We start from the raw sequence: 25666 nt of genomic DNA, 5'->3' as shown, positions 1-25666 counted from the left end.
TCCAGGCGCGGCTGTCCGTGGCGGTGACATTGTTGAAATGTTGCCGTCGGGACGAAGGGCGTTTAGCGCCAATATCACTTCAACCTGCGGTTCGAGGAAAAGCCGGTATCGGTCTCCGGTCCGGCAGGTTGAGGGAAAAATGCATCTTTTGAAATCATCGGTTCTATTGGTCTCGGCCAGCGTTCTTGCGTTGCCGTCCGCGTCACTTGCTCAAGCATTGCCAGGCAGCGACGGCAGCGTCGTCCTTGATACAATCGTGGTGACGCCTTTGCGCCGCGCGTCTTCGCTGCAGCGTTCGACCTCGTCGGTGACTGTTATCGATTCAGCGGACATCGAGCGATCAGCGGCCCCCGATCTGCAGTCTCTGCTGAAATCCTATAGCGGTATCTCCATCAAGACGAATGGCGGGCAGGGTTCATCATCGGATATTTTTATGCGTGGCATGTCCTCGAAGCAGACGGTTGTTCTCATCAACGGCGTACGCACGGCGTCGGCGACGAGCGGTGCCACCGCACTTGCAAACATTCCTCTGAGTTCCGTTGACCGTGTCGAGATCGCCAAGGGTGCCCATTCGGCGCAATATGGTGCCGATGCCATGGGCGGGGTGATCAATATCATCACCAAGCAGGGGGGCTCTTGTGGCGAACGCTCCTGGTGCGGCAGTCTTTCTACCGGGGTCAGCCATCCATGGGGCGGGTATGCTTCCGGTTCCGTTCAGGGGCGCAGCAATGACGGTGTCGACTATGCTTTCGGCGCAGCCATAATCGGCACGCAAGGATATGACTTCACCACATCGGATGCCTATGGCCATGAGCCGGATCGCGATGGATTTCTACAGGGCTCTTTCAATTTCGCACTGTCGAAAGATTTCGACTGGGGCAAAATCTATGCGGACGGTCTCCTCAGCCGTGGACGCAACCAGTACGACGCGAAGGCGCCGTCCCCGAACCAGGCCGATAGCACGGCATTTACGGGCAAGATCGGAACCCGCATCGATCATACGGCGGACTGGTCATCTACAGTGGAGTTTAGCACCGGTATCGACAGCAGTCGCAATTTCCGGAAAGACGTGAACGGATCTGACCGGTTTGAAACCAAGCGTTATGGAGTGTTTGCCTCGACCGAAAAGAGTTTCGATACCGGCAATGTCAATCATATCGTCACCGCCGGCGTGGAGGCCTATCGCGAGGAGATTAACACCACCATCGCCTATGATCAAACCAGCCGCAATCAGGCTGCAGTATTCGGCCAGTACTCACTGGAGTACGAGGCGCTGCGTTTCGATGGCGGGCTTCGTTATGATCATAACGGGCAGTTCGGCGATGTCGTGACCTATAATCTTGGTGTGAGCTATGAAATTCTGCCCGACCTTGTTTTGCGGTCGTCCTACGCCACAGGCTTCAGGGCGCCGACTTTCAACGAACTTTATTATCCGGGCTTCGCCAATCCTGATCTCCGACCGGAAAAGTCTCGTTCCTTTGAAGTTGGGTTGAACTGGCAGGCAACAGCATCCACAAGCTTCGATATGGCGTTCTACCAGACATGGTTGCGCGATGCGATCATGAGCACCGCGCCATCCTATCTGCCTTACAATGTCGCCAGCGCGAAGGTTACGGGCTTCGAAGCCACGCTGGCGCACCGTTTCGATGATCGTTGGGGTATCAAGGGTTCGGTCGATTTGAAACAGCCCATAGACGAGGATACGGATAAGGATCTTCCCTACCGCGAACGTTTCAAAGCTGTGGCCGAGGTCAATTTTACGCCGATTGAAAAACTCGACCTGACTGCAAGGCTGAACTATGGCGGCTCGCGTTATGCTGATGCCTCGAATAGCAAGAAACTCGGTGACTATGTGACTGCTGATTTCGTTGCACTTTATTCCATCGACAAACAATCGCAGCTGAAATTCTCTGTCGAGAATATCTTTGACAAGGATTATCAGACCAGCTCTGGATATATTGCGCCGGGACGCACTATCAATGTCGGATTGACCCGGAATTTCTGAGGCTGAACAGAGAATGAAATGGGCATCCACAAATTGGACCAAAAGCCTCTGCCTCGCGGCAGGGCTAGCTCTTTTTGTTCAAAACTCAGCAGAGGCGACGGGTATTCCACAGCGCGTTGTTTCCATCAATGTATGTACCGATCAGCTTGCATTGCTGTTGGCCGAGAACGGGCAGCTTAAATCGGTTTCCTATCTATCGCAGGACCCGGAACTATCCGTCATGGCCGCGAAAGCCCGGCAGTTGCCGGTCAACCATGCGCAGGCAGAAGAAGTTTTCCTGATGAAACCTGATCTCGTGCTGGCGGGAACGTTCTCGTCGAGAGCAACGGTTGGGCTGTTGCGGAGGCTCGGCGTCCGGGTAGAAGAGTTCGCGCCCGCCCGTTCGTTCGGCGATATAGAAGATCATCTGCGTCGCATGGGCGAGTTGCTCGGAAGACAGGCGGAAGCCAGCCGGGAAATCGATAAGATGAAAGCTGCTTTGGCGGCTATCCAGCAGCCTGTCCGTCGCAAGACGGTCGCGCTTTATTACGCCAACAGCTACACATCCGGTCGGGGAACGCTGGTCGATGAGGCTGTGCGTCTCGCCGGGCTTGATAATCTGGCCCACAAGGCAGGCGTCAGCGGTTCTGCCCCGTTGCCATTGGAAAAACTTCTACTTGAAAAGCCGGATATTCTGGTGCGCAGTTCCAGAGACCGCGCGCCTGCGCTGGCGTTCGAGAATTTCGAACATCCGGCGTTGCGGATGCTGGAAAAACAGGCGAGGGCGGTGACGATAGCGGACAATCTCACGGTTTGCGGTGGACCGTTCAGCGTAAAAGCTGTGGCAGAACTTGCGGAGGCCGCGCGTGACTGAGCGTAGCCGCTTCTATCTTCTTCTGGTCGGGCTGGCCTTGCTCGTGGCTTTGCTTTTCATCGTTTCGTTGCTGACGGGACCTGCTGTGATCAGTATTTCTGATAGCTTCAAGGCACTTTTCGGCGACGACAGCGAAATGATCGTGCTGGTCATGCGGGAAATCCGGTTGCCTCGGGCACTGCTCGCGCTTCTTATCGGAGCTTCGCTTGGATTATCGGGCGCTGCTCTCCAGGGGTATCTCCGCAACCCGCTTGCAGAGCCCGGCCTGCTTGGTGTGAGCGCATCCGCGTCATGCGGTGCGGTTATTGCTATTTATACCGGTTTGTCGCTTCTGTTTCCGCTGGCTTTGCCACTGCTTGCGCTGACCGGCGCTTTCGCGTCGGTGTTTTTCGTCAAGCTTTTGGCAGGGCGCAATGCCGGTGCGCTCGCCGTCATTCTGGCAGGGGTGGCGGTGACGAGCCTTGCTGGCGCATTGACGGCGCTGGCGCTCAACTTGTCGCCCAACCCGTTTGCCGCAATGGAAATCGTCTTCTGGATGTTGGGATCACTTGCAGATAGGTCAATGACGCATGTGGCGCTGTCCGCACCGTTTATCCTTATTGGCTGGACAATGCTTGTGGCACTGGGACGATCTCTGGATAGCTTGACACTGGGCGCAGACGCTGCCGCCACGATGGGCGTCAATCTCGCTCGGGTTCAGCTTTTTGCGGTACTGGGAACTGCGGCCTGCGTGGGAGCTTCGACCGCTGTTGCCGGTGCAATCGGTTTCGTAGGGTTGGTGGTTCCTCATCTCTTGCGTCCGCTTGTGGGTGCGCGTCCGTCGCGATTGCTGGTCGCAAGCGGCTTCGGTGGGGCCGCTCTCTTGCTGGCGGCTGACATATTAGTGCGCGTCGTCATGCCGGGGCGTGAGCTGAAATTGGGTGTCCTGACGGCCATCATCGGCGCCCCATTCTTCCTGTGGCTGGTTTTCAAATACCGGAGGCAGCTCGTATGACATCGCTTTCAGTAAAAAATCTTTCCGTCACACTCGGTGGGACGGCCGCGCTCAGCGATGCAAGTTTCGATATTCATGGCGGTGAATTCATCGGACTGATCGGGCCCAACGGCGCCGGAAAGACGACATTGTTGCGCGCCATTCTGGGATTGGTAGCGTCCCGTGGCGAAATTTCGCTCGACGGAGATGACTTGCGCCGAATGGCGGCTTCGGAAAAAGCACAAAAGCTTGCATATCTGCCGCAGGAGCGTGATGTCGCGTGGCCGGTCTCAGTGGAGACGCTTGTTTCTTTGGGCCGTTCTTCATTGAAACCGATCTTCGCAAACATGAGTGCGCAGGACGCAGCGCTCATCGAGACTGCAATGCAGCGCATGGACGTTTCCCAGTTCAGGGACAGGTCCGCAATGAAGCTTTCCGGTGGCGAGCGGGCGCGGGTGCTGATCGCGCGTGTTCTGGCGCAGGATACGCCGGTGATATTCGCTGATGAGCCGGTGGCAGGCCTCGACCCTTCTCACCAGCTTGGTTTGATGGAAAGTTTTGCCGAACTTGCGAAAGAGGGGAGGACTGTTGTTGCCTCATTGCATGAACTGAGCCTTGCGGCACAACATTGCACGCGCCTTATTCTGCTCGACAAGGGGCATATCGTTGCGGACGGGGCGCCAACGGAAGTCCTGACACCGCAACTGCTGCATGCTGTCTATGGCATACGGGCTACGATTATGACGGTGGATGGCGACTTCATCGTCCATCCGACCTCACGTGTAGGCTAGATATTTTTCCATTGGCGCTCGCGGGATGAGGCGTAGATCGTTTCCACCGTCTTCTGAACTTCATATCCTTCACGAAAATCGGCGTGATCGTTCGTCTGTCCGACGATGGCAAGCAGGAAGTCGCGGACCTCGATTGTCTTGAGATCGTTGAAGCCGATCTGGTGCCCGCCCGCGACGCAAAAAGCGCCATAGGGTTCGTGCTCAGGTCCCGCAAAAATCTTGCGAAAGCCCTGTTGTCCCTTTTTGTCGGAAAAGAGAAACAGGTCGAGTTCATTGAAGCGTTCCTGTGAAAAGAACACCGAGCCTTTCGATCCGGAAACCTCGAAATCGTGCTGCATCTTGCGGCCGCTGGCGATCCAACTTGCTTCGAGTGTGCCCGTCGCTCCATTTCCGAAACGTATGAAAGCACGCGAAATGTCGTCCACCCCCACGGATTTCGTCTGTGAAGGATTCAAACTATCCGGACGCTCGTTGATGACTGTGACGGCGTCTCCCATGACGGCTGTGATCGGTCCAACGAGATAGCGCGCAGCAGCGATGATATGACTGCCGATGTCGGCCAGTGCTCCACCTCCGCCTGCCGGATCAAGCCTCCATGTCCAGGGGATGCGGGCGTCGGCCATGAAGTCCTCAGCGTGAATGCCGCGAAAATTGCGGATTTCGCCCAGTTCACCGCTTTCGATGATTTCCCTTGCCAGTTTTATCATCGGGTTTTTGAGATAGTTGAAGCCGACAGATGTCTGGATGCCTCTCCGTTCCGCTGCCAGCGTCATCTCGATGCACTCGGAAGCAGTCGGCGCAAGCGGCTTTTCACAATAGACGTGTTTGCCTGCTTCAATAGCTGCGAGCGCCATTTCCTTGTGAAACCGGTTTGGCGTTGTGATGTCGATGAGACTGATATCCGGGTTTGAGATAAGTGTACGCCAATCGCCGGTAGCATTTGCAAAGCCCAGTTGTTTTGCGGCTTTTGTTGCTATTTCCACATTCACATCGGCCAAGGTGTGAAGCTGGACTTCAATCGGCAAGTCGAACACCCGGTTGACGCTTGCGAGCGCAAGGGCGTGCGTCTTGCCCATGAAGCCAGACCCGATCAGGCCGACCGTTAGAAGTTCAGTTCTACCAGCCATGTCATTCCTCCCGAAACGGTGGTCGAGGCGATTGGCGCTGCGCAACTCCTTTGCGAAATAAGCATATCGTCGGCAGCTTATGCGATTGACATGAGCTAACAGAAATGGAATTATAATTCCACGATAATTTGTTATGAATGTTTCATTCTATTGAGTAAGCCCAACATCTGCATGGGTTGCCGGGCGAACGCTTGGAGAAGCGCCGGATACCGCGGACGGAGGCAAAGCGTTAACGCAAACCGGCGGGGAGTGCCGGACAAGGGAGGAGTGAACATGCAATCTCTATTGAAGTCGGCAGTAGCAGGGGTGGCCTTGCTGGCTGCGTCTTTCGCAGCGCATGCAGCCGATATTAATATCGTCGTTGTCAGCCACGGGCAGGCATCCGATCCGTTCTGGTCTGTTGTGAAGAACGGTGTCGCAGAAGCGGCAAAGGATACAGGCGCAAAGGTCGACTACCGCGCACCCGAAACGTTTGACATGGTGCAGATGGCGCAGCTTATCGACGCTGCAATCAACCAGAAGCCGCAGGGAATTGTGGTTTCCATTCCCGATGCCGATGCGCTTGGGCCGTCGATCCAGCGTGCTGTTGCAGCGGGCATTCCTGTGATTTCCATGAACTCCGGCTCCGACGCTTCGAAGAAGCTTGGGGCTTTGCTGCATGTCGGCCAAGATGAATTCGATGCTGGCAAGGTGGCCGGTGAAGCATTGAAGGATGCTGGCGGAAAGAAAGGCATTTGCGTCAATCAGGAAGTCGGAAACGTCTCACTTGATCAACGCTGCGCGGGCTTCAAGGAAGGCTTTGGCGATGTAACGGTTCTGCCGACATCGACCGATCCTGCCGAAAACGAAGCCAAGGTTCGTGCTGCGCTGGCATCCGATGCCACTGTCGACACTATTTTGACGCTCAATGCGACACTTGCGGGCGAGCCTGCCGTGAAAGCTGCTGCCGAAAGCGGCCGCAGCGGAATTCACGTCGCGACATTCGATATGTCGGCTGGCTTCCTGGAAGCCGTCGAAAAGGGACAGGCGGATTTCGCCATCGACCAGCAGCAGTTTTTGCAAGGCTATCTGCCGGTATCATTTCTCGCACTCAATGCGAAATATGGCTTGATGCCGGGCGGCAATGTTCCGTCGGGGCCGAACCTCATCACCAAGGATAAGGCCAAGCAGGTCGTCGAACTTTCGGCCAAAGGTATTCGGTAAGCATCGTTTCGACCAACCAATATCGAGCCCGCCCATGAAAATGGGCGGGAACGGGTCTCTGCGCCCGGAATGCATCAGGAGAAGATCATGAGTGAGCCACTTCCCCATCAAAAGGCCAGTACGGCGGCGCTATCGAAGGATGAGCGATTGCAGTCAGCCAGCCCGTTGCAGCGGCTCCTCAGCAGGCCGGAATTGGGGGCGGTTTCCGGGTTGATACTTATTACGATCTTTTTCGTATCCGTGGCCAATCCAGCTATGTTTACCGCAGCCGGCATCATGAATTTCATGGCCCCCGCTTCGCAGCTTGGCATTCTTGCCGTTGCTGCCGCGCTTCTTATGATCGGCGGTGAATTCGATCTCTCCATCGGGTCGATGGTAGCATTTGCAGGCTTGATCTTTGCCGCTGCCCTTGTCGTGTGGCAGGTGCCACTCGGCATCGCCATCATCGTCACACTGCTTTTTGCAGCTTTCGTAGGTGTGGTGAATGCCCAGATAGTTATTCGTACGGGTCTGCCATCCTTTATCGTAACGCTTGCTTTCCTTTTCATTCTGCGCGGTCTGTCGCTGGTTGGGCTGAAATGGGCTACAGGCGGAGCCACCCAGTTGCGCGGTGTGAAGGAAGCCGTTGCGGGCAGTTATCTTGCAGGGCTCTTTTCCGGCGATGCCTTTCAAGGACTTTTCGCCTGGATGGCTGAGAATGACCTGATTGCCAAGTTTCCCAATGGTGAGCCTTCGGTGAAAGGCGTGCCGGTCGAGGTTCTGTGGTTCATCGCTATTGCCATTATCGCGACCTATGTGCTGGTGCGCACCCGCTTCGGCAATTGGATCTTCGCGGCAGGCGGCGACGCTCTCGCCGCGCGCAATTCCGGTGTTCCAGTACGTCGCGTTAAAACCACGCTTTTCATGTGTACCGCCATGGCCGCAGCTTTGGTGGCCATCCTTACCGTTCTTGATGCCGGCTCAACCGATGCGCGCCGCGGATTTCAGAAAGAATTCGAGGCGATTATCGCCGCAGTGATTGGCGGCTGTCTGCTGACCGGGGGATATGGTTCCGCAATCGGCGCGTTCTTCGGCGCTATCATCTTCGGCATGGTGTTGATCGGGTTGACCTATACCCAGATTGATCAGGACTGGTATCTGGTCTTTCTTGGCGGAATGCTGCTGATCGCGGTGCTCTTCAACAACTTCATTCGCAAGCGCGCGACCGGCGAGCGCTGAGAGGGAGATTTGCCATGACGACACCCATCATCGAAGTTCGCAATCTCGTCAAACATTTTGGTCCGGTCATCGCCTTGAACGGCGTTTCGCTGAGCGTGGAGCCGGGGCAGGTGCATTGTCTCCTTGGCGACAATGGCGCGGGTAAATCGACCCTGATCAAAACGCTTTCCGGCGTGCATAAGCCGACGAGCGGCGACTTTCTGGTCGAGGGAAAGCCGGTCTCCTTCAACAGTCCGCGCGATGCGCTCGATCATGGCATCGCGACCGTCTATCAGGATCTCGCGATGATCCCGTTGATGTCCGTTATGCGCAATTTCTTTCTGGGGCGCGAACCGACAAAGGGTGTCGGGCCGTTCCGCTGGTTTGACACTTTGCAGGCCGAAGAAGTAACGCGCGAGGAAATGCGGAAGATCGGGATTGACGTTCGTGATCCGCAGCAGGCCGTGGGAACGCTATCCGGTGGTGAGCGGCAGTGTGTGGCAATTGCCCGCGCCGTCTATTTCGGCGCAAAGGTGCTCATCCTTGACGAACCGACCTCGGCGCTCGGCGTACGTCAGACAGCGATGGTTCTCAAATATATCAATCTGGTTCGCTCGCGCGGGCTGGGGGTGATCTTCATTACCCACAATGTTCGCCATGCCCATGCGGTTGGCGACAAGTTCACGGTTCTCAATCGCGGCGTAACGCTCGGAACGCGGACGAAGAACGATGTGGACATGGATGAACTGCAAAGTCTCATGGCTGGCGGGCAGGAACTTGCCGATTTGACTGCTGAACTCGGCGGTCGCGTTTGATCGGGCTTTTGGGAGCGCAGAATGAGTGGACAATTCAGCGGCAAAGTTGCTGTCATCACCGGCAGTACGCAGGGGCTTGGAGCGGCAGCAGCGAAGCTGTTTGCTGAAAGAGGCGCTAAAGGTCTCGTGATATGCGGACGTTCGGCTGAGAAAGGACGAGCCCAAGTTGATCAGTTGGCAAATCTCGGAGCTAAAGCCGTTTTCGTACGGGCTGATCTTGAAAAAGTGGACGACTGCCGCAAAATCGTCTCAGAAGCCGACCGTGTTTTTGGAAGGCTCGACGTTCTCGTAAATGCTGCCGGTTTGACGGATCGCGGCACCATTCTGGATACCATCCCTGAACTGTTCGACCGTCTGTTTGCGGTCAATACGCGAGCGCCGTTCTTCCTCATTCAGGAAGCAATAAAGCTATTCCGTCGCGATAAGGTGGAGGGGACGATCGTCAACATTTCTTCGATGTCATCGATGGGCGGCCAGCCATTCATTGCAGCCTATTGTGCATCCAAGGGTGCGCTGGATACGCTGACCCGCAACGTAGCCTATTCGGTTCTTCGCAACCGCATCCGCATCAACAGCCTGAATATTGGCTGGATGGCATCGGACGGTGAAGATCGCATCCAGCGTGAATTCCACAATGCGCCGGAGAACTGGCTGGATGAAGCAGCGCGAAACCAGCCATTCGGAAGGCTGATCGATCCGGCCGAAGTTGCCCGTGCGATAGCTTTCCTGGCTTCGGAAGAGTCCGGCTTGATGACCGGCGCTATCGTGAACTTCGATCAGTCCGTCTGGGGCGCCTACTGCGCATCTCCGCATCCCGATCAGCCGCTTTGAGCGGCGACAGTATCCTTGTGTTTGAATGAGCGGGATAGCTATCGGCTCGGCAACTCAAATGGTTCGACAGATATTTCCATCGAGATTGCGAATGTTTGTATGTTCCTTTGCCTGAGTATTGTTTCAGCAAAGCGTAAAATATTGTGAGAAACTTTTGTGCCCCTGCTTGCGCTTGCAATTTCCGGTAGCTAGAGCATCTGTCTGCCTGACCGATTCAGGCTGTGTGTTTTAAGCAGTTGTTTCAGCCGTATTAACGCAATGTCAAAGCCTCCCTTTCGACTGCGAATTCGTTCTAGACAATAAGCTTGCACAGACACCGTTTTAATTTGCGCTGAAAGGACCAGCATCGTGGAGCAGGCAAAGAACGGAACCCGCAAGGGCGGGCGCAAGGCGCTGTGGGCAGCTGTTGCGGTAATCGCCATCGCTGCCGCCGGTTTGACCGGATACAAGTTCACACTTGAGAAGACGATTACATCGCAGCTTGAAAAGCGTGGCGGCAAGGCCTCTTCTGTTGAAGCGGATTTTCTCGGACGTATCCACCTGCGCGACGTGACGTTGCCGTTGAAGGATGGTTCCAACGTTCGTATCGCTTCGGTTGATGGACGTCCGAAGTTACTGTTCCTCACGGGTATGCTGAACGCGTCGGGCATCGATACGGAGATCGGAAATTACAAGATTTCTATTCCAAGCGTGGTGATCGATGATGCTAACTTCGATAGCACCATGCTGAAGGACACATTCGGCAATAGCGGTCTGACGCTGCCGGAACGTGTTGGTCGTTTCTCGGCAAAGCGCTTGACCGCACAGGAGATCAAGGTCGTCCAGACCGTTGCGAATAACGAACAGAACATCGTCTATAAGGACGTTGCGCTGGAAGATATCACGCTCGGTAAGGTTGCTCGCTATACCGCTGGCGGCACAGATTTCGACTTTACGATCGAAGTGCCCGGCGAAGACGGTGAAAAAGTCACGGACAAAATGACGGGTAGCATGGGGGTCGCAGAGGGCAAAGACATCGATGGTGTCTTCCTTGCGCGTCTCTATACCGAGAAGGCAGGTCCCGACGACAAGGAGGCCAAGCCGGTCTATGGACCGTTCTCGGCGAAAAACATTGTCATGAAGACGAAGGATGTGACCTTCAGTTATGATGAAGTTCGCAGCAACGGTTTTTCAGCTCGTATGCCGGCCGTGCCATTCACCGAAACTTTGCAAAAGCTGCAGGCCCTCGAAAAGGCGGACGAGCTTTCCCCGCCAGAAACGCGTGAGCTTATTCTCCTACTGACTTCACTGTTCGAAACGATTGGCAAGGGTGATGTTGAAATGATCGGCCTGAAGATCGAGCCGACTGATTCCTCGAAGGGCAAGGGGGGCATCGAACATATCGCGGTCGGTTTCGACAATCAGAAGATGGACGCTACCATCAAAGGTTTCGGGTTTGCGGAAGGCCAGGACTACATGAAGATGGAGGAAGCTTCCTTGACGGGCTTCTCCTGGGCGACGTCGATCGAAGCGTTGAAAAAGTTCGCGTCGCTGAGCGACGATCAGGTTGAGAACTTCCCTTATACGACAATGCTCCCGGAATTCGGCACGCTTCGGGTCGTGGGAATCGACGCGGACCTGCCATACGACAAGTCTGAAGATGTCGACGCAGGCGAGGAAAACGCGGACGATGCGGATCAGGCTGCAACGGAAGAAACGTCGGTTCCTTCACTGCCCGAACGCATTCAGTTTGCCATGAAGAGCTACGAAGTCGCGCTAAACAAGCCTTATAACGGCATTCCTACCGACGTACGCGTGGCTTATGAAGATATGTCGCTCAAAGTCCCGGCGCAGGGCAGTGATGAGTTCTACCAGCAGCTCCGGAAACTCGGCTATGATCGTCTTACCATGTCCTCAAATTTCGAGGCGAACTGGGATGAGGCGAACCAGACTCTGAACATCAAGGACATTTCCATCAGTGGCAAGGATATGGGGTCCGTGTCCATGTCTGGCTTGATGGGTGGCTTCACCAAGGAGTTCTTCTCGGGTGACAAGGTGATGACCCAGGTCGCTTTGCTTGGGCTCAAGGCCAAACAGGTGAACCTCAAAATTGAGGAAAAGGGTATCATCGCCAAGGGCATCAAAATGTATGCCGAAGAAAATAATATGTCTGAAGACGAAGTGCGCAGCACGGTGTCTCTGATGGCGGCAGCCGCTCTGCAGGAACTGGCAGCGGACCAGCCACAGTTGCAGGATGTTGCCACGGCGTTTTCTACCTTCCTCGCAAAGCCGAATATTTTCGAGCTCACCGTCAAAGCGAAAGCGGACAAGGGTATTGGGGCTCTAGAAATGGTAGCTGCATCGCAAGATCCGCTCACTCTGCTCGACAAGGTCGATATCGAAGCGAAGGCGGAATAATCGACTATTCCATCGACATATGTGAAACGCCGGCCATGGGTCGGCGTTTCTGTAATCAGAGCTTCACCAAAACATTACACAAGGGTCATGCCCTTGAAATACAAGGGTCCTAGTAAGCCTCGGAAATAACGAGGCCAACATGACCAGAAAAAATGTCCTGCTTATCGTCGTTGATCAATGGCGAGCAGATTTTATCCCTCACCTGATGCGGGCGGAGGGACGCGAACCCTTCCTTACAACGCCCAATCTTGATCGTCTTTGCCAGGAAGGTTTGACCTTCCGCAACCACGTCACGACCTGTGTGCCGTGTGGCCCCGCAAGGGCAAGCCTGCTGACGGGCCTCTATCTGATGAACCACCGGGCAGTGCAGAATACTGTTCCGCTTGATCAGCGTCATTTGAATCTGGGCAAAGCCCTTCGTGCCATTGGCTACGATCCTGCACTCATCGGTTACACGACGACGACACCTGATCCGCGCTCCACTTCTCCGAGAGACCCGCGTTTTACGGTTCTTGGCGATATCATGGACGGATTTCGCTCGGTTGGCGCATTCGAGCCCAACATGGACGGATATTTCGGCTGGGTGGCGCAGAACGGCTTCGAACTGCCGGAGAACCGCGAAGATATCTGGCTGCCGGAAGGCGAGCATTCCGTACCTGGGGCTACCGACAAACCATCGCGCATCCCGAAGGAATTTTCGGATTCGACATTCTTCACGGAGCGCGCGCTGACATATCTGAAGGGCAGAGCTGGGAAGCCGTTCTTCCTTCATCTTGGCTATTATCGCCCGCATCCGCCTTTCGTTGCCTCAGCGCCTTATCATGCGATGTACAAGGCGGAAGATATGCCTGCGCCCGTTCGCGCGGATAGTCCGGATGCCGAAGCGGCACAGCATCCGCTTATGAAGCACTATATCGATCATATCAGGCGCGGTTCGTTCTTCCATGGCGCGGAAGGTTCGGGCGCAACGCTTGATGAAGGTGAAATTCGCCAGATGCGCGCCACCTATTGCGGACTGATCACCGAGATCGACGATTGCCTCGGGCGGGTCTTTGCTTATCTCGATGAAACCGGTCAGTGGGATGACACGCTGATCATCTTCACGAGCGATCATGGCGAACAGTTGGGCGATCATCACCTTCTCGGCAAGATTGGCTACAACGCCGAAAGCTTCCGCATCCCTTTGGTCATAAAGGATGCGGGGCAGAACCGGCACGCCGGCCAGATCGAAGAGGGCTTTTCCGAAAGTATCGACGTCATGCCGACCATCCTTGAGTGGTTGGGTGGAGAAACGCCTCGTGCCTGCGACGGTCGTTCGCTGCTGCCGTTTCTGTCCGAAGGAAAGCCTGCGGACTGGCGCACGGAACTGCATTACGAGTTCGATTTCCGGGATGTCTTCTATGATCAGCCGCAGAACTCGGTCCAGCTTTCCCAGGATGATTGCAGCCTCTGTGTGATCGAAGACGAAAACTACAAGTATGTGCATTTTGCGGCTCTGCCGCCGCTGTTCTTCGACCTGAAGGCAGACCCGCATGAATTCAACAATCTGGCTGACAATCCCGCTTATGCGGTTCTCGTTCGCGACTACGCCCAAAAGGCATTGTCGTGGCGGCTGTCTCATGCCGACCGGACACTCACCCATTACAGATCCGGCCCGCAAGGGCTGACAACGCGCAACCATTGATCTCAGGAGCAACCAATGATCAATCTGACCCGACGCGGGATGCTTGGACTTTCAGCCGGTGCCGCCGGCACACTCATCCTGCCGCGCTTTGCCATCGCACAGGCTGACAATCGCCCGTCGATCACCATTGCTGTGCAGAAGGTGGCGAACAGCAACACGCTGGACGTTCTTCGCGAACAGTCGAATGTCGGCGAACGCGTTTTCTTCTCCAGTATCTGGGAAGCATTGATCGACCGCGATTGGCTTGGCGGTCTTTCGGCTGTGCCTGGCCTTGCTACCGAATGGACCCGTATTGACGACAAGACTGTCGAACTGAAACTCCGTCAGGGTGTGAAGTTCCACAATGGCGACGAGATGACAGCCGAAGACGTTGCCTTCACCTTCGGCAAGGAACGTATGTTCGGTGACACGCAGCCAGCCGAAGGCAAGACGATTTACGTCTCGGAGAAAAATCCGCTTGGTCGCGAAAGCAAGGAACTGCCGCTGGAAGTACCGGCGACGGCCCGCCGTTCCTGGCCGGCCCTGCTGGGTGTCGAAGTGGTCGACAAATATACGGTGCGTTTCAAGAACGGTACGCCAGACGTGACCATGGAAGGCCGTATCTCGCGTTATGGCAGCCAGATCATGAGCCGTCGCGGTTGGGAGGAATCCCCAAGCTACCTCGACTGGGCGCGCAAGCCGATCACCACCGGCCCCTACAAGGTTGTCGAGTTCAAGCCGGACAACATGCTGGTGCTCGAAGCTCATGACGAATATTGGGGTGGACGCCCGCCGCTGAAGCAGATCCGCTTCATCGAAGTGCCGGAAGTTGCTTCCCGCATCAATGGTCTGCTCTCGGGCGAATATCAGTTTGCCTGCGATATTCCGCCGGACCAGATCGAGGGCATTGAAAAGAACGACGCTTTCGAGGTTCAGGGCGGTACGATCCTCAACCACCGTCTGACAGTGTTCGACAAGTTCCATCCGCAGCTGGAAAATCCGTTGGTGCGCCGCGCGTTCACCCATGCGATCGATCGTCAGGCGATCGTGGATTCGCTTTGGGCCGGTCGTACCGTCGTTCCGGCCGGTCTCCAGTGGGACTATTACGGCGATATGTTCGTTCAGGGCTGGAATGTTCCGGAATATAACCCGGATCTCGCCAAGCAGCTGTTGAAAGAAGCGGGTTATAAGGGGGATGCTATCCCTTACCGCCTGCTCAATAACTACTACACAAACCAGACCCCGACGGCGCAGATTCTCGTGGAGATGTGGAATCAGGTGGGCCTGAACGTTGAAATCCAGATGCAGGAAAACTGGCAACAGGTTCTGGAAAAGAGCCCGGGACGTGCCGTGCGCGACTGGTCCAACTCCGCACCGTTCAACGATCCGGTTTCCTCCATCGTCAGTCAGCATGGTCCGAACGGACAGCAGCAGCAGGTCGGTGAATGGACGAACGAGGAAGCAAACAAGCTTTCGGTCATTCTGGAAACAAGCACCGATCACGCCAAGCGCAAGGAAGCATTCAAGCGGATGCTGGAAATCTGCGAACGTGAAGACCCAGCCTACACGGTCCTCCATCAGAATGCGACTTTCACGGCCAAGCCGAAGTCATTGAAATGGAAGGCGGCACCCGCTTTCGCAATGGATTTCCGCAAAAACAACTGGGCCTGATCCATTTGTAGAGGCGAGCCTGGTTCAGCCGGGCTCGCTTTTCCTTTGGGGTTTCAAGCCCCGTGACTGTGAATGAACCAGAAGGATTGCATGATGCCGCTGGTCGAAATTTCCAATCTCAAGGTTGCCTTTGATGGCTTGCCGGTTCTGCATGGTATCGACCTCTCGATCGAGCGAGGCGAAGCTGTCGGGTTAGTTGGGGAGTCTGGTTGCGGCAAGTCTGTGACTTGGCTGGCAGCGCTCGGTCTTCTTCCGAAGAAGGCGACGATTTCCGGCAGTGTTCTCCTAGAAGGAACAGAATTGCTGACCGCATCGCGCAGCACGCTCGAAGGTGTTCGGGGTGGTCGTATTGCGATGATCTTTCAGGACCCGTCGAGTTCGTTGAATCCGGTTATCCGGGTTGGGCGACAGATTGAGGAAGCCGTCCGGCTTCATCGCAGCCTGAGAGGACCGGCAGCCCGGGCAGAAGCTTTGCGATTGATGGAACTGGTCGGGATACCCGATGCAGGCCGACGCATCGATAACTATCCGCACGAATTTTCCGGTGGTCAAAACCAGCGCTTGATGATTGCCATGGCGCTGGCCGGTAATCCCGACATCCTGATTGCAGATGAGCCTACAACAGCACTGGATGCGACGATCCAGGCTCAAATTCTCGATCTACTGGCCGCGTTGCGTGCGGAAACAGGCATGGCTGTGGTCTTTATCAGCCACGATCTTGGGGCCGTATCGCAAATTTGCGAACGGGTTTCGGTGATGTATGCCGGACGTATCGTCGAACAGGCCCGGACCGAAGCGCTTTTTGTCGCTCCGCGCCATCCCTATACGCATGGGTTGTTTGATTCCATTCCGAGCCTCGATGGCGGGCGCAATCGCCTGATCCCCATTGAGGGGACGGTTCCCGAGCCCGGAAAGCTTCCACAGGGCTGCGCATTTTCGCCTCGCTGTCTGAGCGCGAGCGATCTCTGCGCGCGAAGTCTTCCAAGACTTGGGGTTCCCCAGGACGACGCGGGCGAAGGGCGCACAGTCGCCTGCTTTCACCCCTATCCGGCCGCGTCGCATTTGCTGTCATCCATGGGTGCTCATGTTTCAACACAAGCGAATACAAAGGCGATAGCACAGTGACAGCCGCTCTCATTGAAGCCCGCGACCTTGTGAAAACCTACACGTCGCGCAAAGGCCCTTTTGCAAAGGCGGTCGCAGTGCGTGCCGTCGATGGGCTTTCCATATCGGTCGCCCCCGCAACAACGCTGGGCATTGTCGGTGAATCCGGTTCGGGTAAATCCACGACGGGGCGGTTGCTTCTCGGTCTGGAAGATCCCAGCGAGGGAGAAGTCACGTTCGAAGGCTCGGTCCTGCCTCGCCAGAAGACGGCAAGCTGGCGCGCTTTACGAGCACGTATGCAGCTCGTCTATCAAGACCCTCTGGCAGCCTTGGATCGCCGGATTCCGATCGGCCGCCAGATTGCCGAGCCTCTGGAAATCCATGGCATCGGAACGCCAGATGAACAGAAATCACGTGTTACGGAATTGATGCGAGCGGTCGGGCTTCGGCCCGATCAGGCTTCGCGCTATCCGCATGAGCTTTCGGGCGGGCAGCGCCAGCGCGTCGTCATCGCGCGGGCTATCGCGTCCAAACCGCGCCTCGTCGTGTGTGACGAGCCCGTGTCGGCGCTCGATGTTTCCATTCAGGCGCAGGTCGTAAACCTTTTGCGGGATTTGCAGGAACGCGAAGGCATTGCGATGGTTTTCATCAGCCATGATCTGAAAGTAGTGCGCAATATATCGAATCGGGTCGCCGTGATGTATCTGGGCCGTATTGTCGAAGAAGCGTCTTCCGACGAAGTTTTTGCCAAGCCGCTACATCCTTATACGCAGGCGCTTGTGTCCAGCGTCCCGGTTGCCGGAACGCCACTCAGTGATCGCATCATCCTGCAAGGGGAGCCGCCAAACCCTGCAGCACGACCGAGTGGCTGTGCCTTTCATCCACGCTGCCGTTTTGCGGCTCCGCGCTGCAGCAGCGAGACACCTGAACTCCTCGACATGCCAGCGGGGCGCAAAGTGGCCTGCCATTTTGCAGGGACCCTTCAGACGGACGTTATTCATGCTTAGATTTCTGATGGTTCGCGGATTCCGCGCATTTGTGACTATTCTTCTAGTGGTCACATTTGCCTTTGTGGTGTTGCGCATGTCTGGTGATCCAGCCCAGATCATCATGGGCCCGGATGCGCCCCCGGAAGCCATAGCCGCATTTCGGAAGAATTGGGGTCTCGACGATCCGCTCTGGGAGCAATATTTGCGGTATTTCGGAGCCATCGCACGCGGCGATCTTGGAATATCGATGCGCGATGGCCAATCGGCAATCGCACTCGTGGCGGAGCGCATCCCCGCCACGCTTCAACTCACGATACCGGCATTGCTGATCAAGCTTGGGCTCGGCATCCCTGCCGGAATTTATGCGGCGCTGCATCGCAACAGCTTCATTGATCGAGCAGTCATGGCGGCCGCCGTTATCGGCTTCACGCTGCCGAGTTTTGTACTTGGCCTGCTGCTCGTGCTGGTGTTCTCGGTGTCGCTTGGATGGCTACCCTCGGGCGGGCAGGATAGCTGGATGCACGCCATTCTCCCCATCATCACGATGGGACTTGGTGGTGCCGCCATTCTGGCGCGTTTTTCCCGCAGCGCGATGATCGAGATTCTGGGGCAACCTTACATTCGCACGGCGAGCGCCAAAGGCGTGTCGTGGCGCAACGTGGTCTGGCGGCATGCGCTACCTAACGCAGCCATTCCGATCGTCACTATCGTCGGGTTCATGGTGGGCTCACTGATTGCAGGTGCAGTGGTTGTGGAGTCGCTCTTTTCGTGGCCTGGAGTGGGCAGATTACTCGTGGTTTCCGTCGCCAATCGCGATCTCGCAATCGTGCAATGCATCCTGCTTCTCGTAGCCGCGACGATGGTGGTCTCCAACTTCGTCGTCGACCTTCTCTACGGTTATCTCGATCCGCGTCTGCGCCAGGCGCAGGGCAAAGCGTGAGGCTGAACCGATGACGGATATGACCGCCAATACCGCCGCTGTTTCTACGCAGGGCAAAAAGACCGGTAAACGCATTCCGCTGATGGTCATCATCGGCTTCATCTGGATCGCGGCGATGATCCTGATTGCTCTGACTGCGGATTGGATCAGGCCTTACAACATCACAGCTTTCGATCTGAAAAACCGGCTCGCATTGCCGGGTAATCCGCAACATTGGCTTGGTACCGATGAGCTCGGACGTGACGTGCTCTCGCGCCTCATCGAGTCCATTCGCATTTCGCTGCTCATCGCATTCGGTGCGACAGTCATTTCTGCGGTGGTCGGAACGACGCTCGGTTTCCTTGCAGCTTATTTTAGAGGCGCGGTGGAACAGGTAGTAGTCATGCTTGCTGACTTTCAGGCCGCGTTGCCATTCCTCATTCTGTCGCTCGCTGTGCTAGCCTTCTTCGGAAGCTCGCTTCTGCTGCTGACCTGTCTGATGGGCTTCTACGGCTGGGAACGTTATGCCCGTATCGCTCGCGGGCTCGCCGTTTCTGCCAATGCGCAAGGCTATGCAGCGGCGGTTACCCAGCTTGGCGCTACGCCGTCGCGCGTTTATATCAAGCATATTCTCCCGAATATCGCTTCGACGCTGATCGTCTCGATGACGCTGACATTTCCGGAGATTATTCTTCTCGAAAGCAGTCTCTCATTTCTGGGTCTTGGTGTGCAGCCGCCAATGACCAGCCTTGGCAATATGGTTGGTTATGGCCGCGAATATCTCACCCGTGCGCCGTGGATCATGCTCGCGCCGTCATTCGTGATCATGTTCACGACGCTGTCGATCAGTTTTGTGGGCGATTGGCTGCGTGATAAGCTGGACCCGACAACCCGATGAGCCGGTCCCACTTGGACCTTGCGATTTTGAAGGCGGGTTGTTTAGTGTGATCTGTTCGAATTTTTGTAGGAAATGACTTCTTATGTTGAAGAATATCAATCCATTGCTGACCGGCTCGCTGCTGGAGGTTCTTGCAGATATGGGGCATGGCGACGATCTCGTGATTGTTGATGCCAATTATCCGGCGCAGTCTTCCGGTGTACACGTGCTCGATTTTCCGGGAATCACTGCAACGGATATGGCTGAAGCCGTTCTGTCGCTGCTGCCATTGGACGATTTTGTCGACAAGCCAGCTGCCGTCATGCAGGCGCCGAATGAAACACCGCCGATTTTCAAGGAGTTTGAAGCGCTCATTCAAAAGGCGGAGGGGCGAAAGATTTCTGTCGATCCCATGGAGAGATTTGCTTTCTATCACCGTGCCCGTGACGCTTTCGCGATCATTCGGACGGGTGAAAAGAGGCTCTACGGCAATATCATCTTCAAGAAGGGCGTCATCCGCTCCTGAATAAGTTGTTGGTATCTACGTAAAAATAGCCCGGTCAGTGCGCCCGGGCTATTTTGTTTGTGGGTTATTCCTGCGGCTTTTCTGCCTGCCCCTTCATCGGGCTATTGCGCTCTCCGCCCTTGTGGTGACCCATATGGTGGGGCCGCTTGTGATGAGAACCACCGGCGTAGTGCATCTTCGCTGCCCGCATTTCGCTGCGATCAATCTTGCCGTCCTCGTTGCGATCCAGTGCAGCGAATTCTTTCTTGCGCTGGTTTTCAACTTCCGCAAGCGTGACCTTGCCATCGCCATTGACATCAAGCCGACGCTCCATGCGGTCTGCTGCACGGCTCACAATGCGCTTTTGTGCCAGTGCTTCGATTTCAGCTCGGGAAAGTACGCCGTCACCATCGGTATCTGCAGCCTTGAGATCATCCATGCGCGAGAATTTCTCAAGATCGACAGGGCCGCGTTTGCCTTTTATGTCTTTGTTCGGTGCAACAGCCATCTCTGTTGCCGGCTTATCAGTATTTGCGCTGCTGTTTTCTTGTGCAAATGCAGGGGCGACAAGAAAAGATGATGCAATTACAGCGATAAATGCGGTCTTGGATTTCATGGCTATTTCACTCCATTACTCTTATACGGGGCGCCGTTTAATGGCGTGCGAGTAATGTCAGTCATTTTAGATGAACGGCATATGAATATGCGAATTAATTATCGGTAATGTATTGGAGGAAAATAGCGGCTCCAGCGAAAACAACTGCAAAGCCCGGGAGCGTAGGAACCATAGGGAATATTACTCGGACAGGACCAGGTACACCTAACTGTTCAAGACCAGTCAATCAGCGGAAGCGTTTGTTTTCAAAAGAGAAAATGGTGGGTGATGTAGGGATCGAACCTACGACCCGCTGATTAAGAGTCAGCTGCTCTACCAACTGAGCTAATCACCCACTCGCTTTGCCGAGGCAGCGGCCCCGGTGAAGTGAGCGGTTCTATAACGGCCTCTTTTCCACCTGTCCAGCCTTCAATAGCAAAATTTCTGAAAAAAATTACGGACTGCGCAAAAAGCCCGGAAATGCGGGCCTTTCAAATTTCGAATTTTGCGCGCAACCATTGTTCCTTCAAAATGTACACACTCTGGTTGTGTCCATTCAGTGCGTCTTGGAGAATCAAGAATGAGAAATTCTTGATTTGATTCATTTTTTCACGTTCCGGCGTTGTAAGGAGGGCGGGTCGGCTCCATATTCTGGCTTGCTGGCGCAATACTTGCGGCGGGAGGGTTTGTTCAAGGATTAGGGTCACGCTGCAAATGTCGCAGCTATGTCATCAATTATTGATGCTTGTCTGAGAAGCTCCGGCATATAAAAGACTTGATCGGTTGGTAATCGTCCTGAATTGGAAGGTCACCGGCGCCGCTCAAGAATTATTGGAGTAAGGCGCTTCATGCACCGGGGTTGCCCTTACCGAAGAATGAAGGAACGATTCATATCGTTTCGAAATCCGGTTCGCGATATTTGAGGACGGAATGGAAAGCATAATAGGCGATCTCGGACAGTTTATTTCCGATCATCGGGCATGGGCTGGGCCTATCGTGGGTCTCATCGCCTTTGGCGAGTCTCTCGCCATTATAGGAATGTTCATTCCAGCTACCCCGATCATGATCGCCATCGGCGGCCTCGTGGGCGCCGGAATCATCGAGCCAATCCCCGTGATCATCGGCGCAATCATCGGCGCAGTTATCGGTGATATCATCTCCTATTTCCTGGGTTGGTGGCTCGGCCGTAGCATCATTCACAAGTGGCCGCTCAACAAGCATCGCAGTGGCGTCGCGCGGGCACGCCTTCTTTTCCGTCGTTACGGTTTCTCGGCGGTGTTCCTTGGCCGTTTTTTCGGTCCCGTACGCTGTACAGTGCCGATGGTGGCCGGCATGATGTCCATGGATCAGACGCGCTTCCAGACTGCCAATGTGCTCTCTGCGCTGGTGTGGGCCCCGGCCATGTTCCTTCCCGGCTGGCTGGCAGGACGTGGCGCGGGCGTTTTCGCCAGAATGGACGGTGACCATATGTTCTGGTTTGTCGTCGGAATCACCATTGTCACGATTATCGCGACCGTCATTGGCGTTCGTTTTTTCAAAGCTCGTCCGCGCCGTGAGCGTAAGCGTCGCGTTCAAGTGTCACCGGCCGAATAGTAAACTCTTGTGCGTTCGTTTTCGGTCTGCATAATAACGAGCCATATGTTCCCTGTGGCAACTGGTATTGGCTGCGGCTCTGAGCTTCGCATTGCCTGAGATAAGGTTCATCGCGCTTTATGCCCGACGATAGTTCTGACGATTCGTCTTCACGAAGTCCGAATCCCCTGGAGGGAGGTTCGGGCTCTCCGCGTATTGAAAAAATCCCGATAGTATTTGTCCGCCTGGGCTGGACCGCAGAAAAGCGGCCCGGCCACAAACAGCATGCGGTTCAGTTTTCCGATTTCCATTCTTGCTGATCTTTAAAGGAGCCGACATATCATGGACTGGTCCATGGACTGGATTGCCGACCCCAATGCCTGGATAGGTTTGGTGACATTGGTGGTACTCGAGATCGTTCTCGGTATCGACAATCTCGTCTTCATTGCCATTCTGGCCGACAAACTGCCCCCGCACCAACGCAATCGTGCGCGGTTGATCGGCCTTAGTCTGGCGCTTCTGATGCGTTTGGCGCTGCTGGCGTCGATTTCCTGGATCGTCACTCTCCGCGAGCCCTTAGTCTCGCTGGTGGGTATGACCTTCTCGGGACGTGACATCATCATGCTGATAGGCGGTCTCTTCCTCCTGGCCAAGGGCACAATGGAGCTACACGAGCGGCTGGAGGGTGATCACGGGCCTAAAAGTTCCAAGGTTGTGCATGCGGTGTTCTGGCAGGTGATCGTTCAGATAGTCGTTCTGGATGCTGTGTTTTCACTGGATAGTGTCATCACGGCTGTTGGCATGGTTCAGCATCTGCCCGTCATGATGATTGCGGTGATTATCGCCATCGGCGTGATGATGCTTGCCTCGAAGCCATTGATGGATTTTGTCAACAAACACCCCACGGTCGTAATCCTCTGTCTCGGCTTTCTGATGATGATCGGTTTCAGTCTGGTCGTGGAAGGGTTTGGCTTCCATATTCCGAAGGGTTATCTCTACGCAGCGATCGGCTTCTCTGTACTGATTGAAGCGGCCAACCAGATGGCGCGACACAATCGCGAGAAGCTGGTTACTACCAACGATTTGCGAGAGCGTACCGCAGGCGCGGTGTTGCGTCTGCTCGGCGGCAGTCGCGGTGAAAGTCCGCTTTCGGATACAGTTGACGTGATTGCTCAGCAGACAGCGGCCAGTGATGTCTTCCTGCCCGAAGAGAAAGAGATGATCCGGGGGGTCCTCGATCTGGCTGATCGACCGGTGCGCTCCATCATGTCGCCACGCAATGAGATCGAATGGCTCGACCTTGATGAAGACGCAGCAGAACTTGAAGCGGCCATCCGCAAGCTGTCGCATTCACGCGTCATCGTCGCTCGGCGACAGGTGGATGAATTTGTCGGAGTGGCGCTGGTCAGGGACCTTCTGCTCGATATCGGCGACAGGAAGTCCATCGACTGGGACAAGACGATAAAGCAGCCGCTTGTCGTGCATGAAAATGCGAACGTGCTTCGTGTCATGGAGCAGTTGCGCAACTCACCTGTCCAGATTGCGGTGGTGGTGGACGAGCATGGTTCTTTCGAAGGTGTCGTGACACCGACCGACGTTCTGGAGGCCATTGCTGGCGAGTTTCCGGATGAAGACGAAGAGGCGGCTGTCGCTCAGTCGGACGGTAAGGGTGGCTATCTTGTCGATGGCTTCACCGACATTCGCCGCCTGAGCGGACTTCTGGAACGCGACCTGGTGGATGAGGCCGATCGCTACACGACGCTCGCGGGCTATGTTCTCTGGCATCTGGGACACTTGCCCCTGGGCGGAGAGAGCTTCGCTGCTGACGGGCTGGATTTCAAGATCGAGTCGATGAACGGCCGTCACGTCGGCAAGGTCCGCATTACTCCCTCAATCGATTATGAGGTTTAACAGAAATGAATTTGCGGGCCGGTGGGTCTGGCTCGCAAATTATTTCACATTGTTATCTCCCATAAAATAAGTAGGTTATTGACAAAAGCCCAGAAGCCTTCAAAATTAACGTATCGTTCATAGTTGCGGCGAAAGCGCGGCAATATTTGAACGTAAGGCAATGAGGAGGCTTGGCATGAAGCGAACCGTTCGACTGCTCGCTACGAAAATGAAGAATACGTTTTTACGTGTTCCGGCCTTTCTGGAGCAGCCTTGGCGCGAAATGAAGTTGAATGCAGAAGAGATTGCAGCCCGCCGCCGCAGCAGGCTGGAGCGTGGCGAGCATAATTTTCTCTGGTGCTGGCAGCATCGCGGTTTCTGGTAAGTTGAGAAGTCCAAGAAAAGTTTTGAGGGCAGGAGGCGGAAGTCTCCTGCCTTTTGCATTTGATTTTATGGTTTTGCTCTGGATGAGAATTATTTTCTCACACCATCATGGAGTTTGGGTGCAGGTTCCATGAACGGCTTCAAAAGTAGTTTATATATTTAAATCAATGATTTAGATTGATTTTGTTCCCTCTCTCGTTAGATTTGTTTTCCGAAAACAATCCAGTTTAGAGCGCTTTTCGCAAACAGCGCGGTGGGGATGGGTCTCATGAGAAAAATTATTCTATATGCAGCGGTCGCTCTCGGTCTTGGCTCCGCACCGGTTCATGCGCAGGAGCCGAAGGAAATCCTCAACGTTTCCTATGACATCGCGCGAGAACTCTATGAACAGGTGAACAAGGCCTTCGTCGCGGACTGGAAGACCAAGACTGGTGAAGATCTGACTGTCAATCAGTCTCATGCGGGCTCCTCAAAGCAGGCGCGTTCGATTCTGGAAGGGCTTGAAGCTGACGTTGTGACCTTCAATCAGGTGACCGACGTGCAGGTCCTCCATGACAAGGGCAATCTGATCCCGGCGGACTGGCAGAAGCGGTTGCCCAATAACTCGTCGCCCTATTACTCCTTCCCAGCGTTCCTGGTACGCGAGGGCAATCCAAAAAACATCAAGAACTGGGATGATCTGGCGCGTGGCGACGTCAAGGTAATCTTCCCGAACCCCAAAACCTCGGGCAACGCGCGTTATACCTATCTTGCTGCGACCGCTTACGCGAACGAGGTGTTCAAGGGCGATCAGACAAAGGTGCATGAATTCATCGGTAAGATTTTCAAAAACGTTCCGGTCTTCGATACAGGCGGCCGCGGAGCGACAACAACTTTTGCCGAACGTGGCATTGGTGACGTGCTGGTGACTTTCGAGGCAGAAACGCGGGGAACCGAAAAGGTGCTCGGGCCGGACAAATATGATGTTGTCGTACCGGAAGTCAGCCTTCTGGCGGAGTTTCCCGTTACGGTCGTGGATAAAGTCGTGGACAAGCGCGGATCACGCAAGGTCGCCGAAGCTTATCTCGATTACCTCTATTCCCCGGCAGGCCAGGAAATTCTGGCCCAGAATTTCAACCGGGTGCACGATAAAGACGTTATCGCAAAGCACAAGGATGTCTATCCTGATGTGCGCCTCGTAACAGTTGAAGACGCTTTTGGTGGCTGGGAGAAGGTGCAGAAGGAACATTTCGCCGAAGGCGGAGTGCTCGATCAGCTCTTCAAAGGCAAGTAATAAAGCCAACTGGCGATCCCTAGCGGGGTCGC

At 55.2% G+C, this 25666-nt stretch carries 22 protein-coding genes and 1 tRNA gene; 20 read left to right on the top strand and 3 right to left on the bottom strand.

Annotated elements, in window-relative coordinates; all coding sequences use genetic code 11:
• Positions 1-139 precede the first annotated feature (139 nt).
• Genes J9800_RS08320 through J9800_RS08305 form a run of 4 tightly spaced genes read left to right on the top strand, consistent with a single transcriptional unit; the run spans position 140 to position 4622 of the window.
• Complete coding sequence (locus J9800_RS08320; protein WP_114216760.1) at positions 140-2005, top strand: TonB-dependent receptor domain-containing protein; 1866 nt, start codon at positions 140-142, stop codon at positions 2003-2005.
• 13 nt (positions 2006-2018) lie between these two features.
• Complete coding sequence (locus tag J9800_RS08315) at positions 2019-2858, top strand: ABC transporter substrate-binding protein (protein WP_114216759.1); 840 nt, start codon at positions 2019-2021, stop codon at positions 2856-2858.
• Positions 2851-3852: a FecCD family ABC transporter permease gene (locus J9800_RS08310; protein WP_114216758.1), complete on the top strand. Its 1002-nt coding sequence runs from the start codon at positions 2851-2853 to the stop codon at positions 3850-3852. The genes J9800_RS08315 and J9800_RS08310 overlap by 8 nt, the downstream gene beginning before the upstream one ends.
• Positions 3849-4622 (top strand): ABC transporter ATP-binding protein, encoded by a 774-nt coding sequence (locus J9800_RS08305; RefSeq protein WP_114216757.1) that lies wholly within the window; start codon positions 3849-3851, stop codon positions 4620-4622. The genes J9800_RS08310 and J9800_RS08305 overlap by 4 nt, the downstream gene beginning before the upstream one ends.
• On the opposite strand, the gene J9800_RS08300 is transcribed toward J9800_RS08305, so the two are convergent.
• Entirely contained in the window at positions 4619-5749 is a 1131-nt protein-coding gene (locus J9800_RS08300) for a Gfo/Idh/MocA family protein (RefSeq protein ID WP_114216756.1), read from the bottom strand. The genes J9800_RS08305 and J9800_RS08300 overlap by 4 nt on opposite strands.
• Positions 5750-6022: 273 nt before the next feature.
• On the opposite strand from J9800_RS08300, the gene J9800_RS08295 reads away from it, so the two are divergent.
• The 12 genes from J9800_RS08295 (at position 6023) to J9800_RS08240 (ending at position 19941) form a co-directional block, all read left to right on the top strand.
• The gene (locus J9800_RS08295; RefSeq protein WP_114216755.1) at positions 6023-6952 is read left to right on the top strand and encodes a sugar ABC transporter substrate-binding protein; all 930 of its coding nucleotides are present in this window, start codon (positions 6023-6025) and stop codon (positions 6950-6952) included.
• Between the two features lie 87 nt (positions 6953-7039).
• On the top strand, positions 7040-8170 hold the full coding sequence (locus tag J9800_RS08290) for an ABC transporter permease (RefSeq protein ID WP_112592587.1): 1131 nt from the start codon (positions 7040-7042) through the stop codon (positions 8168-8170).
• Positions 8171-8184: 14 nt separating this feature from the next.
• The gene (locus tag J9800_RS08285; RefSeq protein ID WP_112592476.1) at positions 8185-8964 is read left to right on the top strand and encodes an ATP-binding cassette domain-containing protein; all 780 of its coding nucleotides are present in this window, start codon (positions 8185-8187) and stop codon (positions 8962-8964) included.
• Between the two features lie 21 nt (positions 8965-8985).
• Positions 8986-9795, top strand: coding sequence for an SDR family oxidoreductase (locus tag J9800_RS08280; RefSeq protein WP_114216754.1), 810 nt, complete (start codon positions 8986-8988; stop codon positions 9793-9795).
• A 348-nt stretch (positions 9796-10143) separates the two neighbouring features.
• Positions 10144-12192 (top strand): aq_1923 C-terminal domain, encoded by a 2049-nt coding sequence (locus J9800_RS08275; protein WP_114216753.1) that lies wholly within the window; start codon positions 10144-10146, stop codon positions 12190-12192.
• Positions 12193-12331: 139 nt separating this feature from the next.
• Positions 12332-13876, top strand: a complete 1545-nt coding sequence (gene pehA, locus J9800_RS08270) for a phosphoric/sulfuric ester hydrolase PehA (protein ID WP_114216752.1) — start codon at positions 12332-12334, stop codon at positions 13874-13876.
• A 15-nt stretch (positions 13877-13891) separates the two neighbouring features.
• Positions 13892-15526 carry an ABC transporter substrate-binding protein gene (locus J9800_RS08265; protein ID WP_114216751.1) on the top strand — a complete coding sequence of 545 codons (1635 nt, stop codon included), beginning with the start codon at positions 13892-13894 and terminating at the stop codon, positions 15524-15526.
• Positions 15527-15616: 90 nt separating this feature from the next.
• Positions 15617-16651, top strand: coding sequence for an ABC transporter ATP-binding protein (locus J9800_RS08260; protein WP_114216750.1), 1035 nt, complete (start codon positions 15617-15619; stop codon positions 16649-16651).
• A complete protein-coding gene (locus J9800_RS08255) occupies positions 16648-17637 on the top strand; it encodes an ABC transporter ATP-binding protein (protein WP_114216749.1) in 990 nt (329 codons plus the stop codon). Before J9800_RS08260 ends, J9800_RS08255 begins: the two co-directional genes overlap by 4 nt.
• A complete protein-coding gene (locus J9800_RS08250) occupies positions 17630-18559 on the top strand; it encodes an ABC transporter permease (protein ID WP_114216748.1) in 930 nt (309 codons plus the stop codon). Before J9800_RS08255 ends, J9800_RS08250 begins: the two co-directional genes overlap by 8 nt.
• Before the next feature lie 10 nt (positions 18560-18569).
• Positions 18570-19436, top strand: coding sequence for an ABC transporter permease (locus tag J9800_RS08245; protein WP_210845692.1), 867 nt, complete (start codon positions 18570-18572; stop codon positions 19434-19436).
• Positions 19437-19518: 82 nt separating this feature from the next.
• Positions 19519-19941, top strand: coding sequence for an RbsD/FucU family protein (locus tag J9800_RS08240; RefSeq protein ID WP_114216746.1), 423 nt, complete (start codon positions 19519-19521; stop codon positions 19939-19941).
• A 64-nt stretch (positions 19942-20005) separates the two neighbouring features.
• Here the strand turns inward: J9800_RS08240 and J9800_RS08235 are convergent, their stop codons facing one another.
• Both J9800_RS08235 and J9800_RS08230 read right to left on the bottom strand, forming a co-directional pair.
• The gene (locus J9800_RS08235; protein ID WP_114216745.1) at positions 20006-20536 is read right to left on the bottom strand and encodes an EF-hand domain-containing protein; all 531 of its coding nucleotides are present in this window, start codon (positions 20534-20536) and stop codon (positions 20006-20008) included.
• A 258-nt stretch (positions 20537-20794) separates the two neighbouring features.
• Positions 20795-20870, bottom strand: a tRNA-Lys gene (locus J9800_RS08230).
• A gap of 575 nt (positions 20871-21445) precedes the next feature.
• On the opposite strand from J9800_RS08230, the gene J9800_RS08225 reads away from it, so the two are divergent.
• The 4 genes from J9800_RS08225 (at position 21446) to J9800_RS08210 (ending at position 25634) form a co-directional block, all read left to right on the top strand.
• Positions 21446-22108 carry a DedA family protein gene (locus J9800_RS08225; RefSeq protein WP_114216686.1) on the top strand — a complete coding sequence of 221 codons (663 nt, stop codon included), beginning with the start codon at positions 21446-21448 and terminating at the stop codon, positions 22106-22108.
• 321 nt (positions 22109-22429) lie between these two features.
• A complete protein-coding gene (locus J9800_RS08220) occupies positions 22430-23998 on the top strand; it encodes a TerC family protein (protein ID WP_114216685.1) in 1569 nt (522 codons plus the stop codon).
• A 175-nt stretch (positions 23999-24173) separates the two neighbouring features.
• Entirely contained in the window at positions 24174-24362 is a 189-nt protein-coding gene (locus J9800_RS08215) for a hypothetical protein (protein WP_112592458.1), read from the top strand.
• Between the two features lie 267 nt (positions 24363-24629).
• Positions 24630-25634 (top strand): sulfate ABC transporter substrate-binding protein, encoded by a 1005-nt coding sequence (locus J9800_RS08210; RefSeq protein ID WP_114216684.1) that lies wholly within the window; start codon positions 24630-24632, stop codon positions 25632-25634.
• Positions 25635-25666 lie beyond the last annotated feature (32 nt).

Source organism: Ochrobactrum sp. AP1BH01-1 (assembly GCF_018066705.1).
GTDB lineage: Bacteria > Pseudomonadota > Alphaproteobacteria > Rhizobiales > Rhizobiaceae > Brucella.
The sequence above is the reverse complement of the archived record's forward strand: the minus strand, read 5'-3'. Positions and strand labels throughout refer to the sequence as shown.